This window comes from Janthinobacterium sp. C22, from assembly GCF_057919405.1.
This window is the reverse complement of record NZ_CP193659.1, coordinates 3,899,116-3,918,484: the sequence shown is the minus strand read 5'-3', so window position 1 is coordinate 3,918,484 and position 19,369 is coordinate 3,899,116. Positions and strand designations below refer to the sequence as shown.

19 protein-coding genes are annotated in these 19,369 nt (G+C 65.1%); 6 read left to right on the top strand and 13 right to left on the bottom strand.

The window, feature by feature from the left end; translation table 11 throughout:
- Window positions 1–22: 22 nt before the first annotated feature.
- The 4 genes from ACRHIG_RS18455 to ACRHIG_RS18440 are packed head-to-tail and all read right to left on the bottom strand — an operon-like array spanning window position 23 to window position 2,802.
- Entirely contained in the window at window positions 23–478 is a 456-nt protein-coding gene (locus ACRHIG_RS18455) for a TlpA family protein disulfide reductase (protein ID WP_489627405.1), read from the bottom strand.
- Window positions 475–942: a DUF3299 domain-containing protein gene (locus ACRHIG_RS18450; protein ID WP_489627404.1), complete on the bottom strand. Its 468-nt coding sequence runs from the start codon at window positions 940–942 to the stop codon at window positions 475–477. The genes ACRHIG_RS18455 and ACRHIG_RS18450 overlap by 4 nt, the downstream gene beginning before the upstream one ends.
- A 10-nt stretch (window positions 943–952) precedes the next feature.
- Entirely contained in the window at window positions 953–2,149 is a 1,197-nt protein-coding gene (locus tag ACRHIG_RS18445; protein ID WP_489627403.1) for an ABC transporter permease, read from the bottom strand.
- Window positions 2,146–2,802 (bottom strand): ABC transporter ATP-binding protein, encoded by a 657-nt coding sequence (locus tag ACRHIG_RS18440; protein WP_489627402.1) that lies wholly within the window; start codon window positions 2,800–2,802, stop codon window positions 2,146–2,148. Before ACRHIG_RS18440 ends, ACRHIG_RS18445 begins: the two co-directional genes overlap by 4 nt.
- A 153-nt stretch (window positions 2,803–2,955) precedes the next feature.
- Here ACRHIG_RS18440 and zigA point away from each other — a divergent pair, with 153 nt between their 5' ends.
- The 4 genes from zigA to ACRHIG_RS18420 are packed head-to-tail and all read left to right on the top strand — an operon-like array spanning window position 2,956 to window position 6,554.
- Window positions 2,956–4,182 carry a zinc metallochaperone GTPase ZigA gene (zigA, locus tag ACRHIG_RS18435; RefSeq protein ID WP_489627401.1) on the top strand — a complete coding sequence of 409 codons (1,227 nt, stop codon included), beginning with the start codon at window positions 2,956–2,958 and terminating at the stop codon, window positions 4,180–4,182.
- A gap of 19 nt (window positions 4,183–4,201) precedes the next feature.
- Window positions 4,202–5,206: a CobW family GTP-binding protein gene (locus ACRHIG_RS18430; protein ID WP_489627400.1), complete on the top strand. Its 1,005-nt coding sequence runs from the start codon at window positions 4,202–4,204 to the stop codon at window positions 5,204–5,206.
- On the top strand, window positions 5,203–5,991 hold the full coding sequence (locus ACRHIG_RS18425) for a HoxN/HupN/NixA family nickel/cobalt transporter (protein ID WP_489627399.1): 789 nt from the start codon (window positions 5,203–5,205) through the stop codon (window positions 5,989–5,991). The genes ACRHIG_RS18430 and ACRHIG_RS18425 overlap by 4 nt, the downstream gene beginning before the upstream one ends.
- Window positions 5,992–6,035: 44 nt before the next feature.
- Entirely contained in the window at window positions 6,036–6,554 is a 519-nt protein-coding gene (locus ACRHIG_RS18420) for a GNAT family N-acetyltransferase (RefSeq protein ID WP_489627398.1), read from the top strand.
- Between the two features lie 14 nt (window positions 6,555–6,568).
- Here the strand turns inward: ACRHIG_RS18420 and ACRHIG_RS18415 are convergent, their stop codons facing one another.
- The 9 genes from ACRHIG_RS18415 to ACRHIG_RS18375 form a co-directional block, all read right to left on the bottom strand.
- Entirely contained in the window at window positions 6,569–6,994 is a 426-nt protein-coding gene (locus ACRHIG_RS18415) for a Fur family transcriptional regulator (protein WP_070218730.1), read from the bottom strand.
- Between the two features lie 102 nt (window positions 6,995–7,096).
- The gene (locus tag ACRHIG_RS18410) at window positions 7,097–8,461 is read right to left on the bottom strand and encodes an alpha/beta hydrolase (protein WP_489627397.1); all 1,365 of its coding nucleotides are present in this window, start codon (window positions 8,459–8,461) and stop codon (window positions 7,097–7,099) included.
- Window positions 8,462–8,569: 108 nt separating this feature from the next.
- Window positions 8,570–9,448: a proteasome-type protease gene (locus ACRHIG_RS18405; protein ID WP_475417617.1), complete on the bottom strand. Its 879-nt coding sequence runs from the start codon at window positions 9,446–9,448 to the stop codon at window positions 8,570–8,572.
- A gap of 91 nt (window positions 9,449–9,539) precedes the next feature.
- On the bottom strand, window positions 9,540–10,349 hold the full coding sequence (locus ACRHIG_RS18400) for a transglutaminase family protein (protein WP_475417618.1): 810 nt from the start codon (window positions 10,347–10,349) through the stop codon (window positions 9,540–9,542).
- Window positions 10,349–11,293, bottom strand: coding sequence for an alpha-E domain-containing protein (locus ACRHIG_RS18395; protein WP_489627396.1), 945 nt, complete (start codon window positions 11,291–11,293; stop codon window positions 10,349–10,351). Before ACRHIG_RS18395 ends, ACRHIG_RS18400 begins: the two co-directional genes overlap by 1 nt.
- Window positions 11,287–12,756 carry a circularly permuted type 2 ATP-grasp protein gene (locus ACRHIG_RS18390; protein ID WP_489627395.1) on the bottom strand — a complete coding sequence of 490 codons (1,470 nt, stop codon included), beginning with the start codon at window positions 12,754–12,756 and terminating at the stop codon, window positions 11,287–11,289. Before ACRHIG_RS18390 ends, ACRHIG_RS18395 begins: the two co-directional genes overlap by 7 nt.
- A 174-nt stretch (window positions 12,757–12,930) precedes the next feature.
- Window positions 12,931–14,058 carry a sensor histidine kinase gene (locus ACRHIG_RS18385; protein ID WP_489627394.1) on the bottom strand — a complete coding sequence of 376 codons (1,128 nt, stop codon included), beginning with the start codon at window positions 14,056–14,058 and terminating at the stop codon, window positions 12,931–12,933.
- 83 nt (window positions 14,059–14,141) lie between these two features.
- Window positions 14,142–15,017 (bottom strand): hypothetical protein, encoded by an 876-nt coding sequence (locus ACRHIG_RS18380; protein ID WP_475417622.1) that lies wholly within the window; start codon window positions 15,015–15,017, stop codon window positions 14,142–14,144.
- A 98-nt stretch (window positions 15,018–15,115) separates the two neighbouring features.
- Window positions 15,116–17,314 (bottom strand): TonB-dependent receptor, encoded by a 2,199-nt coding sequence (locus tag ACRHIG_RS18375; RefSeq protein ID WP_489627393.1) that lies wholly within the window; start codon window positions 17,312–17,314, stop codon window positions 15,116–15,118.
- A 480-nt stretch (window positions 17,315–17,794) separates the two neighbouring features.
- Between ACRHIG_RS18375 and ACRHIG_RS18370 the strand changes: the two genes are divergently transcribed.
- Together ACRHIG_RS18370 and ACRHIG_RS18365 are read left to right on the top strand one after the other, a co-directional pair.
- Window positions 17,795–18,211 (top strand): hypothetical protein, encoded by a 417-nt coding sequence (locus tag ACRHIG_RS18370; protein ID WP_489627392.1) that lies wholly within the window; start codon window positions 17,795–17,797, stop codon window positions 18,209–18,211.
- A gap of 192 nt (window positions 18,212–18,403) precedes the next feature.
- A complete protein-coding gene (locus ACRHIG_RS18365; RefSeq protein ID WP_489627391.1) occupies window positions 18,404–19,354 on the top strand; it encodes a 2-hydroxyacid dehydrogenase in 951 nt (316 codons plus the stop codon).
- The last annotated feature ends 15 nt before the right edge of the window (window positions 19,355–19,369 follow it).

The window sequence follows — 19,369 nt, the reverse complement described above, 5'->3', positions numbered from 1 at the left end:
CAGCCGTGCAAGGCGCATGGAATCAGGGGGCGCTGCAGGCGGCCACGGCACTGACCAGCCAGGCCGCATCGACGGGCCCCAGGCGCCGCGTGCAGATCTGATGTTGAGAGTTTAGAATCACTGTATACGGCAAGCCATTGATTTGATTGCCAAAGGTGACAAGCAAGGCGGGCGAGCCCAGGGCTTGGCGATAGCTGGCCGGGTGCCGCCGCAGAAACGCCCGCGCGGCCGTCCGCGTATCGATGGCGATGCCGACGAAGGGCAGTTTCGGCTGGCTGGCGGCATGGGCATTGAGAATCGGCAACTCCTGGACACAGGCCAGGCAGTTGCTGGCCCAGAAGTTCAGCACCACGGCCCGGCCCTGGAACTGGCTGAGTCTTAGCTGGCCGCCCGCATCGAGGCGGGGCAGGTCGAAGGCCAGCGGCGCGGCGGCTGCATGGCCGGCCAGCAACAGGAGCAGCGCCGGCCAGCGCGTCATGGCGGCACCACGGCCGCGTCCGTCATGCGGTAGTACAGGCCCATGGGATCGCTGGCCAGCACTTTCAGCTTGCCCTGCACGATGAAGGGCGCATAGCTGAATTTCACGGGCGTGCGGCTGTTGATCTCCACCACGCCTTCCGGGCCGGCCGGCAGGCAAAACGGGCAACTGGCCGAGGTGACGGTGAGCAGGAAGTGTTTCTGCTTTTGCCCCGGCTCCAACGGCATCATGAAGCCTTGCACTTTCACGTTTGTATTGTCGAGCGCGCTGATTTCCGGCGTGTAGTGCGGCACCATGCGGCCCTTTTTCGCTTTCACGGTGGTGGCCTGGAGCAGCAGTTTCCACGAGACGACGCCGGGCAAGTCCGTCAACGGGGCGAAGAACGAGGGCGGTTCGCCGGCGGGCGCGGCTTGCACGCCTGTTGCCAGCAGCGCGCAAGCGCCCAATGCCATGATTTTCAACATGTTTGTCCTTTCAGGGGCGGGCCAGGGTGGCGGCGATATCGGTGCCGTAGGCGCGCAGGGCGGGCAGGACCGCGGCCAGCAGGCCCACGGCGACGGCGATCACGGGAAGCCAGGTTTCGCCAGGGGCGATGCGCCAGGCCTGCAGGTGCAGGTCCTGCATCGGTTCCAGCCAGCCCAGCAAGCCGACAGCTGCATGGCCCAGCAGCCAGCCCAGCGCCGCGCCCGTCAATGACAGCAGCAAGCCTTGCGCCAGCAGCAGCCGCAGCAGTTTGGCGGGCGAGGCGCCCAGGGTGCGCAGGATGGCCAGGTCCATTCTGCGTTCTTCCAGCGCGCCGTACAGCGCCACGAACAGCGACAAGGCCGCCACCAGCAGCACGCCGGCGGCAATGGCCCGCAGCACGGCGATGCCCACGCCCAGCAGATTGAACAGCCGGGCCGCCTCGAAAGCGGGCTGGGCCGCCTGCAGCCGGGCCTGGCCATTCACCCAGCGCGGCAGGCTGACGGCGGCCAGCGGCGAGGCGTATTGCACCAGCACGGCCGTCAGTTCGCGCCCGGGCGCAGCCGTCGGCACGGCAGGCTGCTCGTCGGGATCCGTTTCATGCACTTGCCACACGGAGGCGACGGGCGTGAGGATCAGCCGGTCCAGCACCGTGCCCGTGGGCCGCAGGATGCCCGTCACCGTGTAGGGCGCATGCGCGTGCAGTTCGCCGCCCGCCGCCAGACCGTGCGAGCCGGCGAAACGGGCGCCCAGGGTTGCGCCCGTTTCGCGCGCGGCGCGGGCGCCGAACACGGCTTGCATCGGCTGCGTGAACAGTTGTCCTTGCGCCAGGCGCGCGCCGTAATGATCGAGCAGCGCCGTGGTGCTGCCGGCGATGCGGAAACCGTGGAAGTTGTCGCCCAGCGCGAGCGGGATCGCCGATTTGATGAGCGGCTGCGCGGCCAGCGCCGCCAGCGCGTTTTCGGGAATATTGCCGGTCGGAATATCGGCGTGGTACACGGACGACAGGATCAGTTGCAGCGGAGAACCCTTCGCGCCCACCACCAGGTCGATGCCCTGCGCGTCGCGCTCGGCGTGCTCTTCCAGCTGCGTCGAGACGCCGAGAATGAAGGTCATCATCGCGATGCCGATGGCGACCAGCAGCAGATTCAGGCTCGATGCCAGCGGCTTGTGGCGCACGGCGCGCCAGGCCAGCGTGGCCGCGTTCATGCGGCGACCCTGGCGCGGGGCAGGCGCAGCACGGCAGCGCCCGGCAAGGCCGCCAGCACGCGCGCGTCATGGCTGGCAATCACCAGCGAGGCGCCAACTTGCGTGGCCTGGCCGGCCATCAGGGTGACGACGGCGGCGCAGGCTTCGTCGTCGAGGTTGTCCGTCGGCTCATCCACCAGGATCAGTCGTGGGCGCAGGAAGACGGCGCGCGCGATGGCGGCCCGCTGCCGTTCGCCGCCGCTCAAGGCATGCGGGTAGGCGGCCAGCTTGCCGGCCAGGCCCAATTGATCCAGCAGGCTGGCGGCGCGGATCGGATCGGGCCGCTGGCCGCTGGCGTAGGCGGGCAGCAAGACATTATCGAGCACGTTCAAGCTGGGCACCAGCGCCAGTTGCTGGGGCAGCAAGCCTACGGTGCGGCCGCGCCAGCTGTCGCGCTGGCGCGGCGTGAGGCAGGGCAGGGACGTGCCCGCCACTTCCAGGCGTCCTCCCTGGGGCGCCAGGATGCCAGCCAGCAAATGCAGCAAGGTCGACTTGCCGGAGCCGGACGGCCCCAGCAGCAGCGCGTGGCGCCCGGCGGGTAAATCAAAGGCGGCAATATCGAGCACGGGGCGGGCTGGATCATAGCCGTACGTCAGTGAGGCAAGGTGGAGCATGGATAGTCTTTCGGGTGGCCGGCGGGCAAAGATTGCCGCACAAATGCAACTGAGCTGCATTATAATTCAAAACGCAATAGACTTGCATTTGAGAATTCGGCGTCCATTGCCACGCTTTTGCTGCCCCTCATCCACGCCATCCAAAGGAACATCATGCCCCAGCGCAAACTCCCCGTCACCGTCCTGTCCGGCTTTCTCGGCGCCGGCAAGACCACCTTGCTCAACCACATACTGCGTAACCGCGAAGGCAAGCGCGTGGCCGTCATCGTCAACGACATGAGCGAAGTCAATATCGATGCTTCGTTGGTGAAAGACAGCGCCGAGGCGGCCGGCGCGGCCCTGTCGCGCACGGAAGAAAAACTCGTGGAAATGTCGAACGGCTGCATCTGCTGCACCCTGCGTGACGATCTGTTGCTGGAAGTGCGGCGCCTGGCGGCCGAGGACCGCTTCGATTACTTATTGATCGAATCGACGGGCGTGGGCGAGCCGATGCCCGTGGCCGCCACTTTCGACTTCGAGGACGAGCACGGCGACAGCCTGAACGACGTGGCGCGCATCGACTGCATGGTCACCGTCGTCGACTGCGCCAACCTGCTGGCCGATTTCCACAGCGAAGACAGTCTGGAGCAGCGCGGCGAGATCGCGGGCGAGGGCGACGACCGCCAGTTGGCCAACTTGCTCACGGAACAGATCGAGTTTGCCAATGTCATCGTCCTCAACAAGGTTGACATGGTCGATGCGGCCGAGCGCCTGCGCGTGCTGGCCGTCATCAAGGCCCTGAATCCCGGCGCGCGCATCATCGAAACCAATCAGTCCATCGTGCCGCTCGACGCCATCCTGGGCACGAACTTGTTCGATCTGGAGCAGGCGGCCGCCATGCCGGGCTGGGCGCAGGAGCTGGCCGGCACCCATACGCCGGAGACGGAAACGTACGGCATCGGCAGCTTCGTCTACCGGGCCAAGGAACCGTTCCACGCGCAGCGCTTGCACGACTATATTTCGCAGCCGATACCGGGCGTGGTGCGCAGCAAGGGATATTTCTGGCTGGCCAGCCGCCCCGAGTGGGTGGCCAGCCTGTCCGGCGCGGGCAAGCTGATGAATATCGAGCCCGTGGGACTGTGGTGGGCGTCCGTGCCGAAGGAGCGCTGGCCCACGGACGCCGCTTCGCTGGCGGAAGTGAAGGCGGGCTGGAGCGAAACGTACGGCGACCGCTACCAGGAGCTCGTCTTCATCGGCCAGGACATGGACCAGGCAGCCATCGAGGCGGACTTGAAGAAATGTCAACTCAACTACACGGAAACGCGCCAGGGCATGGCCGCCTGGCGCAAGCTGCCCGATCCGTTTCCCCAATGGCAACGGATGGAAGAACTCGAAGATTAACCATCGATAGGAAAGCAATATGACAGAACTGATCCCCGTCACCATCATCACGGGTTTTCTCGGCAGCGGGAAAACGACCTTGCTCAAGCGCATATTGCAGGGTGACCACGGCGTGCGCATCGCCGTGATCGAAAATGAATTCGCCGCCGAAAGCATCGACCATGGCTTGCTGGTGCAGGACAGCGGCGAGCAGATCGTGGAAATGAACAATGGCTGCATCTGCTGCAGCGTGCGTGGCGACCTGATCCGCATTCTGGGCGAGCTGCACGCCAAGCGCGCGGCAGGCAGCATCGATTTCGATCACGTGATCATTGAAACGACGGGCCTGGCCGCGCCGGGCCCCGTGGCGCAAACCTTCTTTGCGGAGCCCAGCGTCAGCGAGTTTTACATGCTCGACGCCATTTTGACGGTGGTCGATGCGTGCCATGCGCAGCAGCAATTGACGGCGCACAAGGAAGCGCAGGAACAGGTGGGCTTTGCCGACCGCATCCTGCTGTCGAAGACGGACCTGGTCGGCAAGGGTGAACTGGCCGCGCTGCGCCAGCGGCTAGTCGCCATCAATGGCCGCGCCAGCATACAGAAAGTGCGCTTCGGCAATGTGCCGCTGCGCGATATCCTGAACATCCGCGGCTTCAACCTGAACGCCATCGTCGAGCTGGAGCCGGATTTCCTCGGAGAACTGGGCCACCGCCATGGCGACGGCGTGCAATCGTTCGTCTACCACCAGGCCCAGGCCCTCGATCTGCTGCAGGTGGAAAATTTCCTCGATGCCGTGGTGCAACTGTTCGGCAGCCAGCTGATGCGCTACAAGGGCATCTTGTACGCGGCCGACCTGCCATGCCGCGCCGTCTTCCAGGGCGTGCACATGCTGATGGGCTCGGAGTTGGGCGCGCCGTGGCGCGACGATGAGACGCGCGCCAGCAAGATCATCTTCATCGGCCGCGACTTGCCGCAGGATATGCTGATCCGGGGCCTGGACCGTTGCGTGGTCAAGTCAGCCAGCCCGGCCCAGGTGGCGGCATGAGCGTCGAAGCGGGCTTGCCCGCCCTGGCGCTGATCTTCCTGCTTGGCATGCGGCATGGCCTGGAACCGGACCACCTGGCCGCCGTCGACGGCCTCACTTTGCGCAGCCAGGCCGCGCATCCCCGCTGGACGCCGTGGATGGGCGCGCTGTTTGCGCTTGGCCATGGCTTCACCGTGCTGGCCATCGTGGCCGTCGCCGCGCTGGCTTCGCGGCAATTTACGCCGTCGCCAAACCTGTTCGGCTGGCTGGAATGGCTGCCCATCGCCTTGCTGCTGATGATAGCCGCCCTGAATGCGCGCAGCCTGCTGGCCGGCGCACAACTGGCCGAGGTGCGCGGCCGGCTGCTGCCGCGCTGGCTGCGGGGCGCTTCCGGGCCGCTGGGCGCCATCCTCGTCGGCATGCTGTTCGCGCTCGTGTTCGACACGGCCCTGCAGGCGGCCGCCTGGGGCTACGCGGCCGTGGCGCTGGGCGGCATGGGGCCGGCCTTGCTGACGGGGACGGTGTTTGCCGTCGGAATAGGCGTGACGGATGCCTTCGATGGCTGGGTCACGGCAAAGGTCATGCGCACCGGCAAGAGTGACATCGTGCGCGCCTTCCGGCGCCGGCTGGGCTGGCCCATCGTCGCCATCTGCGTGGCCATGGCCGCTTACATGGCTGCCGGCAAGCTGGAACCGGCCTGGTCGCTGCCGGAAAGCTGGACGGCGGCGCTGGGCGCGGCCATGGTGCTGTTGATGGCGGTCCTGTACGGCTGGACCTTGCTGGGCTTGCTCCGCGTGCGTGCGTAAGGGAAGGGCGTGGGTATAATGGAAAAAAACTTCCGAGTCCTCCCATGCCCGCCTCCGATATCGTCATCCGCCTGCTCACGCCAGCCGACGCCACCGCCTTTTGCGCGCTGCGCCTGCGCGCCATCCAGGATTCGCCCAGCTCGTTTTCCTCGTCGCGCGAGGATGAGCTGGCGCGCACGCCCGAGGAACACGTGCAGCGCATCGCTGACGGCGCCATGCAGCGCAGCTTTGGCGCCTTCGATGGCGAGCGTCTCGTCGGTTTTGCCGGCTTGCGGCGCGAGCCCCTGCGCCAGCTGTCGCACAAGGCCGTGCTATGGGGCGTGTTCGTCGATGTGACGCAGCGGGGCCGTGGCGTGGCGCGGCGTCTGGTGAACGCCTGCATCGAACTGGCCGAGACGGACCCTGCCGTCATGCAAGTGCACTTGAGCGTGAATGCGGAAAACAATGCCGCCCTGCGCCTGTATGAATCCTTGGGATTTATCGCGTATGGCACCGAGCCGCGCTCGATGCGCGTGGGCGACTTGTTTTATGACGAGCATCACCTGGCCTTGCTGCTCAAGTGATGTCTTTTTGAAAATTACTTGCAGCGCGGGCACAGACCCTTGATCAGATAATCGACTTCGCCGCCGCTGAAGCCTTCCGGCAAGAGCACGGGCGGCGGCAGCTTGACTTCATTGAAGCACGTCACGTTGGCGCACTTGGTGCACTGGAAGTGCGCGTGCTCGTGCGCCTGGTGGCCGGCGCCGGCGCTGAAGCGCCACACCTGGTCGGCGCCCGCGATGCGGTGCACCAGCTCATTTTCCGTCAGCCATTCCAGCACCCGGTACAGGGTGACGGAATCGATATCGCTGTCCTGCGACAGCGCTTGCTGGATTTCATGGTGGGTCAGCGAACGGCTTTGCGCCATTAAAAAGTCGAGCACCTTCACGCGCGTCTTGGTGACGCGGGCGTTGGTGTTGCGGATCAGCGATTCGGCGTGCGGTGTAGAAGATGATGTCAACATGATAAGCCTGCTTGCGGGGGATCGGCTGGCGGCGTCATCGCCGTGCCTGTGCCACCCTCTGGGCCATATCTTAGCATGCGTGCCGCACCGGATGGAACGGCGTCATGGTTTGAACGTCCAATAGCGGCCCGCCAGCGTATCGACGGGCTCGAGAAAGCGCTGGTCGGCGCGCGCGTGGTTGCGTATCAGATAGAACATGTCGGACAGGGCCGAGCGCTTTTCCGCAAAGTACGAGTGCTTCATGAAGCTCGTGTCGACGCCCGTGGCGTCGATGGTTTCCACGCCCGCCACGATCAGCATGCCGGCGCCGCTGTCGCCTGCGCGCGGGTAGCCGTGCACGGCTTTCGAGGCGGCCAGGGCCAGGTCTTGCGAGGAGGCATACAAGGTGACGGGATTGCGCGCGCGGGCCAGCTGCGGCGCGATATCGTGCTTGAAGATGGCCGCGTCGATGTCGGGCGCGGAGAGGATGATTTCCGTGATCTTTTGCGCCAGCTGCGGCTGCGCGGCCAGCAAGCCGGCCACGGCCCGCGCCAGGCCCCGGTTGCCCATGCTGTGGCCCACCAGATACACTTGCGCCGCTTCGGTGCTGGCGAGAAAGTCGGCCAGGAAGGCCGTGATGTGGGGCGTGCTCCATTCGATATTGTTTTCATCGATGGTGTAGGCGGCGATGTCGCCCCGCGACGGCCAGCTGTAGAACACGGGCGCGCCATCGAAACCGAGGTCGTAGGCCATCTGCCCCGTGCGCCGCGCCGCATCCTCGAAACTCACGTTGTAGCCGTGCACGAAGACAAAGGCGCTCTTGCCGGCCGAGGCGCGGATCTGCGTCTTCAAGGCCGCAAAGAAGTTGTCGCGGTCCTGCACCTCGGCCAACAGCAGCACCACGTGCTTGGCCGGGTCGTCGCGAAATTCCAGGCGCCACAGCGACGGCGATTCCAGCTGGCCCATGCGGTGATCGCGGGGGATGCTGATGTCGCAGCTGCCATAGCTGAGTGGGCCCTCGCCGCCGTTGCCGCCATTGCCGTGACTCATTCCTGTGCTGCGTTCGCCGCTGAAGCGCTGGGCCGGCGGCTTGCCCACGTCGCGCTGGCGGTCCGTGGCGAAATACACTTTCACCACGGCATAGTTCGACACGACGGTGCTTTTATCGGCCGGGGCGGGCGCGGTTTCCACCTCCGGCAACGGGGAAGGCGGGCGCTGCAGCGCATCGAGCAAGCCTTGCGCGGCAAACAGGGTTTCCATGTCATCGGGCACTTTCGCCGTGGACAGGGCGGCCGACAGGGCCAGTTGCAGCTGGGAATTGGCAGGTTCGGCCTCCAGCGCGGCGATGGCGGCCAGGATGGCGGCGGCGCCGTCGAACTTGGCGATGGCCAGTTTCAGGCGCTGATAGTGGCTGGCGATGGCTTCCGGCGCGTGGCCGGGCGCGCCATGTCCGATGGCCGCGACGACGGCGGAAGTGATCAAGTCCATGCGCCACCTGCCTCTCTGATCAATATGAATTAAATATCAACTCATATTGCCATAAAAGCACGCTAAAAGCGACTTGTCCAGCAGCGCGCGCAGGCGGTGCGCGGCAGATCAATGCTGGCTGTCGTCGCTGAACTGCTGCGCCAAGGATTGCAGGGGCGCCACCGTCAGGCCGCCGCGGCTCACGTGCTCGGGGATGGCCACGCGCACGGGCTTGCTGTGCATGTTGCTTGATGACAGCACGTTCGTCGTGGTTTCCGGCGCCGCGTTCCACACGGGATCGACGATGCCTTCGAACACATGTTTCAATTGCTCGCCCCAGGTATCGCGGATCATGCGGAAATACTGGTTCTTTTCATCGATGGTGACGAAGCGCGTGACGGCCAGGCTACCCGTCTCGTAGACGAGCAAGTCCAGCGGCAAGCCGACGGAAATGTTCGAGCGCAAGGTCGAATCCATGGAAATGAGCGCGCACTTGGCCGCCTCGTCCAGGCGCGTGAACGGGTTGATGACCCTGTCGATGATGGGCTTGCCATACTTGGCTTCGCCGATCTGGAAATACGTGTTTTCATCGTGCGATTCGATGAAATTGCCAGCCGAATACACCTGAAACAATCGGCAGCGCTCGGCGCCTATCTGGCCGCCCAGGATGATGCTGACGTTGAAATCGATGCCGCAGTCGGCCAGGGCCTTCGCTTCGCGCAGGTGCACGGTGCGCACGGCTTCGCCCACGATGCGCGCCGCGTCATACATGCTGGATACGTTCCAGATGCTGCGTCCGTCCGCATCGACGTGTTCGGAGACGATCTGGCGGATCGCTTGCGAGATCGATAAGTTGCCGGCCGTCATCAGGACCAGCATGCGGTCGCCCGGGTTCTCGAACACGCTCATCTTGCGGAAGGTGCCCACCTGGTCCACGCCGGCGTTGGTGCGGGAGTCGGACAGGAAGACCAGGCCTTCGTTCAGGCGCATGCCTATGCAATAAGTCATCGTCGTAAATCAAGTCAAAAGGGCTAGCATTCTACACCAGCCGGGGCCAGGCTATCCGCCGCAAGCCCCGGCCAGCCACGTTCTTGCCGGTTCAGCCAGGCACGATCTGCACGTCCACGTGCAGGGTTTCCGTGCCGCCGCCCTGGCGCACGCCGCGCACGGGCGCCGCCGAATCGTAGTCGCGCCCGATGGCCAGGCGGCAATACGCGTCCGTCATCAGCCGCGCATGCGTGACGTCGATGCTGACCCAGCCCGCGAAATCCGTGTCTTCCGTCCAGGCGTCGACCCAGGCATGGCTGGCCGCATGGCCCGTCGTGCCCGGATCGATGTAGCCGGACACATAGCGGGCCGGGATGCCCCAGGCGTGGCAGCAGGCGAGGAACAGGTGCGCGTGGTCCTGGCACACGCCGCGCCCCAGGGCCAGGGCGTCGCCGGCCGTGGTGGTGACCATGGTGGCGCCGCTTTCATAGGCCACCTTGCCGACGATGTGCTCGGCCAGGCGCAGCAGATGGCCCGTGCCGGCCGTGACGCGGCGGTCGGGCAGGCTGGCGGCCGTCAGTTCCACGATGGCGGGGTTCGCCTGGGTCAGCGGAGTCGGCATGGTAAACAAGAGCGGCGACAAGGTGTCGACCAGGTTCAGCCGCCCCTTGTGCGGGTAGATGGTTTCCACCACGCCCTGGGCGACCAGGCTCAGCGATTGATGGCTGCCGTTGATCGTCAGCATGTGCGACAGGTTGCCGTAGGCATCCGTATAGGCGTGGCACTGGCCCGGCGTGGTGATTTGCCAGGACAGGGCCCGCTGCTGCGGCTCGATACGCGGCGTCAGGTGCAGCTGCTGGATGGTGTAGGCCAGCGGCGCACTGTAGGCGTAGTGGGTTTCGTGGCGGATGGTGAGCTGCATCAGGCCGCCAAGGGAACGAGGAAATCGCGGCTGACCCGGTTGCCCAGGTCATAGATGTTTTCCAGAAACTCCGTCAAGGTATGGTGCAATCCCGCCTTCATGATGTCGTCGATATGGCCGAATTTCAGCTCCGCATGCAGCTTGCCGGCGAACCGTTCCGTATCGGCCGACACGTCGTTGCGGATATGCTTCAGATTTTCCACCACGTCATCCATGCAGGCCAGGAGCGACCTGGGCATGTCGCCGCGCAGCATCAGCAATTCCGCCACGCGCGCCGGCGTGATCACGTCGCGGTAGACCTTGCGGTAGATCTCGAAGCCGGAAACGGAGCGCAGCAGGGCCGCCCAGTAGTAAAAGTCGCGCTGCGCGACGTCTTTCGACGTATCGCGCGCGCCGTGGAACTTGACGTCGAGGATGCGCGCCGTGTTGTCGGCCCGCTCCAGGAAGGTGCCCAGGCGAATGAAGTGGATGGCTTCGTCCTTGAGCATGGTGCCTAAAGTGACGCCGCGTGACAGGTGCGAGCGGTATTTGACCCATTCGAAGAAGGCGCTGGGGTCCGTTTCCAGCAGATTGCTTTTCAGGCGCTTCTGCACGTCGAGCCAGGTGGCGTTCTGGATTTCCCACACTTCCGTCGTCAGGGTTCCCCGCACGGCGCGGGCGTTTTCGCGCGCGCCCGTCAGGCAGGCCAGGATGGATGACGGGTTGTTCGGGTCGCGCACCATGAAGTCGAGCACGTCGCGCGTGTGGAAGCGGCCGTATTTGTGGTCGTACGCGCTTTGCAGCTCGGAAATGCCCAGGGTGGCGCGCCAGCCCTGTTCCGCGTCCTGCTCGGACTGCGGCAGCATGGACGTTTGCATGTTGACGTCCAGCATGCGCGCCGTGTTTTCCGCCCGCTCCGTGTAGCGGGCCATCCAGAACAAATGATCGGCAGTGCGGCTCAGCATGTTTTTTCTCCTGCAAAAGCTGCTTTTTCTTCTGATAATGTGGCTTCCAGTACCCAGGTATCCTTGGTGCCGCCTCCCTGCGAGGAATTGACCACCAGCGAGCCTTCGCCCAGCGCCACGCGGGTCAGGCCGCCCGGCACCATGGAAATCGTCTTGCCCGACAGCACGAACGGACGCAGGTCGATGTGGCGCGGCGCGATGCCGGCTTCAACATACGTGGGGCAGGCGGACAGGGCCAGGGTCGGCTGGGCGATGTAGCCATCTGGATTGGCCAGCAGGCGCTGGCGGAAATCCTCGATCTGCGCCAGGCTGGACGCCGGGCCCACCAGCATGCCGTAGCCGCCCGCGCCATGCACTTCCTTGACCACCAGTTTCGCCAGGTTCGCCAGCACGTAGGACAGGTCGGCCGCCTTGCGGCATTGATACGTGGGAACATTGTTGAGTATCGGTTCCTGCGACAGGTAGAACTTGATCATGTCGGGAACAAAAGGGTAGATCGACTTGTCGTCGGCCACGCCCGTGCCGATGGCATTCGCCAAGGTGACCCGTCCCGCGCGGTAGACGGACAGCAGGCCCGGCACGCCCAGCGAGGAATCGGAGCGGAAGGCCAGCGGATCGAGGAAATCGTCGTCGACCCTGCGGTAGATGACGTCGACGCGCCTGGGCCCGCGCGTGGTGCGCATGTAGACGGAGTTGTCGTTGACAAACAAATCCTTGCCTTCCACCAGTTCCACGCCCATCTGCTGGGCCAGGAAAGCGTGCTCGAAGTAGGCGGAGTTGTACATGCCGGGCGTCATGACGACGACCGTCGGGTCGTCCACGCCCATGGGCGCGACGGAGCGCAGGTTGTCGAGCAGCATGTCCGGGTAATGGTCGACGGGGGCGATGCGGTTGCGCGCGAACAGTTCCGGAAACAGCCGCATCATCATCTTGCGGTCTTCCAGCATGTAGGACACGCCAGACGGCACCCGCAGATTGTCTTCCAGCACATAGAATTCGCCCTGGCCCGCGCGCACGATGTCGACGCCGGCGATGTGCGCATAGATGTCGGAGGCGACGGCGATGCCCTGCATTTCCGGGCGGTACTGGGCATTCTTGTAGATTTGCTCGGCCGGAATGATGCCCGCCTTGATGATGTTTTGTTCATGATAAATATCATGGATAAACATGTTCAAGGCTTGCACGCGCTGCACCAGGCCCGTCTGCATCTGCGCCCATTCCGTGGCGGGGATGATGCGGGGGATGGTGTCGAACGGAATCAGGCGTTCCGTGCCGGCATCGTCGCCGTAGACGGCGAACGTGATGCCGACGCGGCGGAACGTCAGGTCGGCTTCGGCCCGCTTGCGGGCGATGGTCTCGGGCGATTGCTGTTCCAGCCAGTTGTTGAATTCACGATAGTGTTCACGTACCTTGCTGTCCGTACCCACTTCATCTGCAGTCATTTCATTGAAAAAATTTGCCATGTTGTGATTTCCCTTGAGCCGTGTCTGACTATAGCTCAGCAGGAAGCGTGCCAATGCCGCACACCCGAAAGTATGTAAAGAATGACCATTATTGTGGCGTAAAACCGTCATTTGCACCGATTTGGTGCGCTACGGTATCGATTTTGCCGGCAGATGGGGCGCAGGCAGCCGAGATCAGGCGTCCGGCGTGACAAAGGGCCGGCAGTCGACGGGCAGGTCGATGGTGAACGTGGTGCCCGTTTCCGGCGCGCTGTCGACCAGCGCGCTGCCGCCATGGCTTTCCGCCACGTTTTGCACGAAGGGCAGGCCGATGCCCCAGCCGGGCGCGCTGCCTTCGTGCTCGCGGCGCAGGTATTCGAAGATGCGCTGCGTCTGGTCTTGCGCGATGTTGCTGCCCGTGTTGTGCACGCTCAAGACCATGCGTTCGCGCAAATTGTCGATATGAATATGGATGGGACCGGCGTCGCCATACTTGACGGCATTGCCCACGAGATTATCCAGGGCACGGCGCAGCGAATTTTCGCACCACCAGCCCGTCACGGAGGTGCCGCTGACCACGCACTTGCCCGGATGGCCGATATTGACGCTGTCGGCGACTTGCCGCGCCAGCGGCAAGACGTCGAAGCGCCGCAGGACCAGCGGCAGCTTTTGACCCCGGTGATAGCTGAGCGTATCGAGCAATTCCTGGATCATGACGTCGAGGCGCTTGCCGTGCTCGAGAATTTTCAGCGCCAGCGCCGCCACGTCCGGCTGTTGCGCGCGCCGCTGCAGCAGCTGCGCACTGTTGAGCATGACGGACAGGGGATTGCGCATGTCGTGCGACAGCCCGGCGGCGACGCGGCGCTGAAAGCTTGCGTGCATGGCGGTAAATTCCAGGATGGCTTCGCGGATGCCCGTATCGATCGAGGCATTGATCACCTTCCAGTCCTTGCGCCGCAGGGGCACGCCCGCCTCCAGCGCGGCGGCGGCGAAGCAGTCGCGGAAAATCTGGTATTCCTGGATCACCTGTTCCGGGCCATAGCTGGTCATGCGCGCCCGTTCGTTGCCGTGCACGGCGGGAGCGTTGGTGTTGCTGGTGGCGTCGTCGCGCGGGTAGCCTGGCGTGAGCGCTTCGGCCAGGTTGTCGAAGAAGGCGGGCAAGGTGTTGATGAGGATGGGCGTGAGCAAGGCGTCGGCGCCGCGCACCTTGGCGCGCACCTCGTGTTCCCACTGCGTCAGCACGGCATCGCGCATGCTGAAGATGCGCCGCGTGCGCGCGGGCATGTCCAGCGCGTGCATTTTCTGGTCAGAGGCATAGGTCATCGCGGCTCCCCATCGGCATCCCGGCATCCGCGCGATGCAAGGCGGGAGCTAAAGTATCCTCCAAATCGGCGCGCAGGTGGTGTTCAATTCGGCGCGCGAGCACCCGTCATGACGGCGCTCAAATGGCTGAGGGCGGCATCCCATTGCTCCAGCGAAAAATTCTGCGGATCGTCATGACCGTTCGCATAGCCCGTATCGAGCACGGCGTGGAAGGCGGGGATCAGCCACGTGCCCTTGCGCACGCTGGCGGCGATGTAGAGCAGGGCCAGGCGCTCGTATTGCGCGGGAGTGAAGCCGGGATCGGGCGCCAGCCCGTCGTTGCCCTTGCCGCCGCCGGGCACGGAATGGCGCGGCTGCACCAGTTCCACGTGCAGGAACAGGCCCGTCAGCGACGGCTTGTCCTTTTCCAGCTTGCTGGCATAGCTTGCCGTGCCAAAGTCGCGCACGGCCAGGGAATCGCCCAGGCGGTTCACGTAGACATGGCCTTTCGGACCGCCGCCCAGCGCGGGGTTACGTAGAGTGAAATCGTTGAAATCCCAGCTGGCGTCGTTGATGTGGGCGGGAATGGTTTCTAGCAAGAAATTCGGGTAGCTGGTGTCGTGGATGACGAAATAGCGGGCCATCGGCGCGGCCAGCCGGCCCACGGCGCGCGACAGCGGTGCATCGACGGCACCGCCCGCGTCCGCCTCGGCGATATCATGCTGCGCCAGCCAGGCGCGCAGGGCGACGGGGGCGATGTCCGTGCGCTGGCCGACGCGGGCGGCAAGAAAGGCCGGCAGCGGCGCGCTGTCGCCCAGGCGCGCATACAGTTTCACGGGGCGCAGCAGACACGTGGCTTGCGCCCGCGCATCGCCCTTGAAGCCGCTTTTCCAGGCGGCATACGGGCAGGCGGCCTGCTTTTGGGCAAGGGCGGGCAGGGACAGGCAAAGCAAAAGCAGCAGGGCAGGGAGTCGTTTCATGTCGGCATTGTCGCCGAAGCGCGGCTTGCGGCACAGGCGCGCACACATAAAAAAGCTGCCCGAAGGCAGCTTTTCGTCGTGCGACAGGCGCGCGGTCTTTAAAACGCCACGCTGGCCGACACCACCACGGTGCGCGGCGCGGCCAGCACCAGCGAGCCGATATTGAAGGACGACACGGCCGACGACCAGTAATTGCGGTCCGTCAAGTTGTCCACGCGGGCGCGCAAGGTCACGTCACGGCCCGCCACTTGCGTCAGGTAGCGCGCGCCGATGTCGAGGCGGGTCCACGATGGCAGTTGCCTGGTGTTGGCCAGGTCCGCGTATTGCGTCGAGGTGTAGATGGTGCGGGCGTTCAGGGTCAGGCCCGGCGCGCCGGGCACGTCCCATTCGCCGCCAACGCTCATCTGCGTTTCCGGTGCGCCGATGGGCTTCTTGCCGTTGTTGGCGGCTACGCCGGTATTGCTGAGCTTTGCATCGAGCCAGGTCAAGCCGCCCAGCAGGCGCACGCCCTGCATCGGCGTGCCGAAAATTGACAATTCCAGGCCGCGGTTGCGCTGTTCGCCATCAAGTTCGGCCCGCTTGCCGACCACGGCCAGCAAAGGCTTGCTTGTCGTGAACAGGGCGGCGCTCATGCCCAGCTTGCCGCCGTCATACTTGACGCCGATTTCCTTCTGCTTGGATTTATACGGCGCAAACACCTCGCCCATGTTGTCGACATTGAGCTGCTGGCCGTTTTCCACGTACGTTCCCGTGGCCGCCGGTCCCTTGACCAGCGCCTCGATGTAGTTGGCGTACAGCGACACGTCCTTGCTGGCCTTGAAGACGATGCCAGCCACGGGCGTCGTGGCGCTCTCGTCATAGGCCTTGCCTTGCGGCGCCGAGGTGTTGTAGTCGTAACCGGCATCCTTGATCTGCTGGCGGCGCAAGCCCACGGTCAGCAGCAGCTTGTCGTCGAGGAAGGCCATGGTGTCGGCCAGGGCGTAGCTGTTGAGGATGGTTTTCTGGGTGATGCGCGGGTCGCTCATGATGCCGCCCGCGTATGGCGTCGGCGGCGGGGTCACGTCGACCGGTGCGTAAATGTTGGTGGCAAACTTGTCGCCGATCGCATACGCGTTCTTCGCTTCATTCCAGTGCCCGGACCAGCTGGCCACCAGGGTGTGCTTGACGGCGCCCGTAACGAGCTTGCCGCGAATGCCCAGTTCGCCCGTGCGGATTTCCTGCTTGCGCGCATTGTCGAAGCGTGACACCTCGGCGTCGCCATTGATCGAAGTCAACGTCGGCTCGGCCAGGCTGTTGGCTTCCCTGGTCGAGCGGGAGCCAAATGCGGCCCAGGCCACGACATCCTTGGCCAGATCCACTTCGGCGCGCGCCGTGCCGAACACATCGTGTTCCTTCGAATAGCTCCACGGCTGGGCAAAGTTCTTCGACGCATCGGGTGCGGATGGCAGCACGGCCACGCTGCCAATGCCGACGGACGGGCGCGGCGATGTCAGGTCGAAATTCTGGTAGCCGGCGTCGGCCGACAGGCGGTAGCCGCGGCCCCGGTAGTCGAGGCCAACGGAAAACATGCCCACGTCATGGTCTTCGCGCTGGATGCCGGTCTCGCCCTGGCGCTTGGCGGCGTTCACGCGCACGCCGAATTCCTTGTTCTCGCCAAAGCGGCGCGCCACGTCGATGGCCGCATAGGCGTGGCCGCCCGATTCCACGCCCACGGTCAGTTCCGTCAGCGGCGCGTTGCCGGCGCGCTTGGGCATCAGGTTGATGGCGCCGCCGATGCCGCTGCCGCCGGGCGCCGCGCCGTTGAGGAAGGCGCTGGCGCCACGGAAGACTTCCACGCGCTCCAGCAATTCGGGCGAGACATATTGGCGGGGCAGCACGCCGTACAGGCCGTTATACGCCACATCGTCCGAATCGAGGGCGAAGCCGCGGATCACATACACTTCCTGGAAATTGCCATAGCCGCGCGACATGCGCACGGCCGGATCGCTCTGCAGCAAGTCGCCCACGCTGCGTGCTTGCTGGTCGGCAATGAACTGCTGCGTGTAACTGGTGCTGCCGAATGGCGAGTCCATCATGTCCACGGACCCGAGGATGCCCATGCGCCCGCCGCGCGCCACCTGGCCGCCCGCATACGCCTTCGACAAACCTTGCGCCGACGCGTCGGCCGAGGCATTCACGACCACGGTCGGCATGCTTGGCGCGTCGCCGGCTGCTGCGGTTTGCGCGTGGGCGGCGGCGCTGGCCAGCAGGAAGGCGGCCAGGGCGAAGGGAGTAGGGACGAGGCGGAAGGTGCGCATGGTATTGTTCGGATATTAATGAGAATGATTATCATTATATTCCAGCGCGGCGTCGCGCGTGAGAAAGTGTGAGAAAGCGGCAAAAAAATCGTCATTTGTACAACAGGTGGCGCACCAGGCACTGGAATCCGGCCAGAAAAGGCGCGCCAGGCGATACCTTATGGATTTATTAATGCCTATGGATAAGTTTCGTTAGAATGGGCCATCGCGCCCGGCGCTTCCAGGAAACCGCATGCCATTGCACCGCCATCTACAGTCCGCTTCCCTGCGCATGCGGCGGTACCTGAGCCTGAAAGGCGCGGCCGTCGCGCTGATCCTGGCCATGCACGCGCTGGGCCTGTATTTTCTCCTGCTGCCGGCGCGGCAGCTCAAGCAATATACGGAAGTGGCCTTCATGACCCTGCTGCCGCCCCGGCCCACGCCGCAAGCGCCGCCGATGGCCTTGCCGCTGCCGGTACCTGTCCCCGCGCGCGCGCCACCGTGCCGCCCGCTATCTTCGCGCCACCCGCCGTGGCGGCGGAAGCCATCACCGTACCTGCCGAGGAATCGCCCGCCGCGCCCGCCATTGCGCCGTCCACTACAGACTTGCGCACGCGCGCACGCCTGGCGGCGGGCGCCGCCGACAAGGCCTTGCGCAGTGAACTCAAGCAAGACAAGCCGTGGCTGGCCGCGGCCGACCTCAAAAGCGAAAGCGCCTTCCAGAAACAGGTCGCCTCCGCCTGGCGCGGCGGCCCCGTCATTCGCGTGGAAGAATACCTGACGGCCGATGGGCGGCCCGCCACGCGCGTCGTCAGCGCCGGCGGCGCCACGTGCTTTGGCATGGATGCGAACCCGGGCGCGGGCGCCGACCCGTTCAAGACGGGCGGCAAGGTCAAACGCGTGCCTTGCCCGGGGTAATCTGACAGGCTGCGTGGCGGCGCTTGTCGGCTTACGCCCTGCGGGCTAAGCCGACCTACGATGGAATCGAGCAGGTAAAGACCGCGTGCCTTGCAGGGTTTTAGGGGAGGTAATAAGGGATGCCATCCCCGGCCGGGTCTCAAATATGCTAAGTTGCGTCTGCAAATCTTGTCGACACGACCCAGGACGCCCATGCCACCCGAACTCCTCATCCTCGCCCCCAGCCCTTCGGCTGCCGTCAACGCGCAGCTGGAACAGCAATACACGTGCCACCACGCCTGGCAAGTGCCGGCGGACGAGCGCCATGCCTGGCTGGCCGAACGGGCACCCGGCATCCGCGCCGTGGTCACGACGGGCGCGCTGGGCTTGAACGCCGGCGACATGGCCTTGCTGCCGAAGCTGGAAATCGTCGCCGTGAATGGCGTGGGCCTCGACGGCGTGGCGCTCGACCAGGCCCGCGCGCGCGGCATCGCCGTCACCACCACGCCGAACGTACTGACGGACGACGTGGCCGATGTGGCGCTGGCCTTGCTGCTGGCCAGCGCGCGGCACGTCGTGGCGCTCGACCGCTTCGTGCGCGACGGCGGCTGGGAGCGCCGCGAGGCCATCGCCCCCGCATTGAGCCTGCGCGGCAAGACGGCCGGCATCTTCGGTTTCGGCCAGATCGGGCAAGCCATCGCGCTGCGCCTGGCCGCCTTCGGCATCCATGTGCGCTATTTCCAGCCGCGCGCCATCGCCGGCACCCAGGTGCCGCGCGCGGAGTCTTTGCTGGCCCTGGCGCAGGAAAGCGATTACCTTTTTGTTTGCGCGCCGGGCACGCCGGCCACGCGCAAGAGCGTCGACCGCAGCGTGCTCGATGCGCTCGGTCCGCAAGGCACGCTGATCAACATCGCCCGTGGCGCCCTGATCGACGAAGACGCCCTGATCGCCGCCTTGCAGGATGGCCGACTGGGCGCGGCCGGCCTCGACGTGTTCGCGGACGAGCCGCGCGTACCAAACGCCCTGCGCGCCTTGTCCAACGTGGTGCTCACGCCCCACGTGGGCAGCCTGACCGTGGAAACGCGCCATGCGATGGGGCAACTGGTCGTCGATAACCTGGCAGCCCACTTTGCCGGCTTGCCGCTGCCCACCCCCGTGCGCTGACGCCGCGCCGCCGCG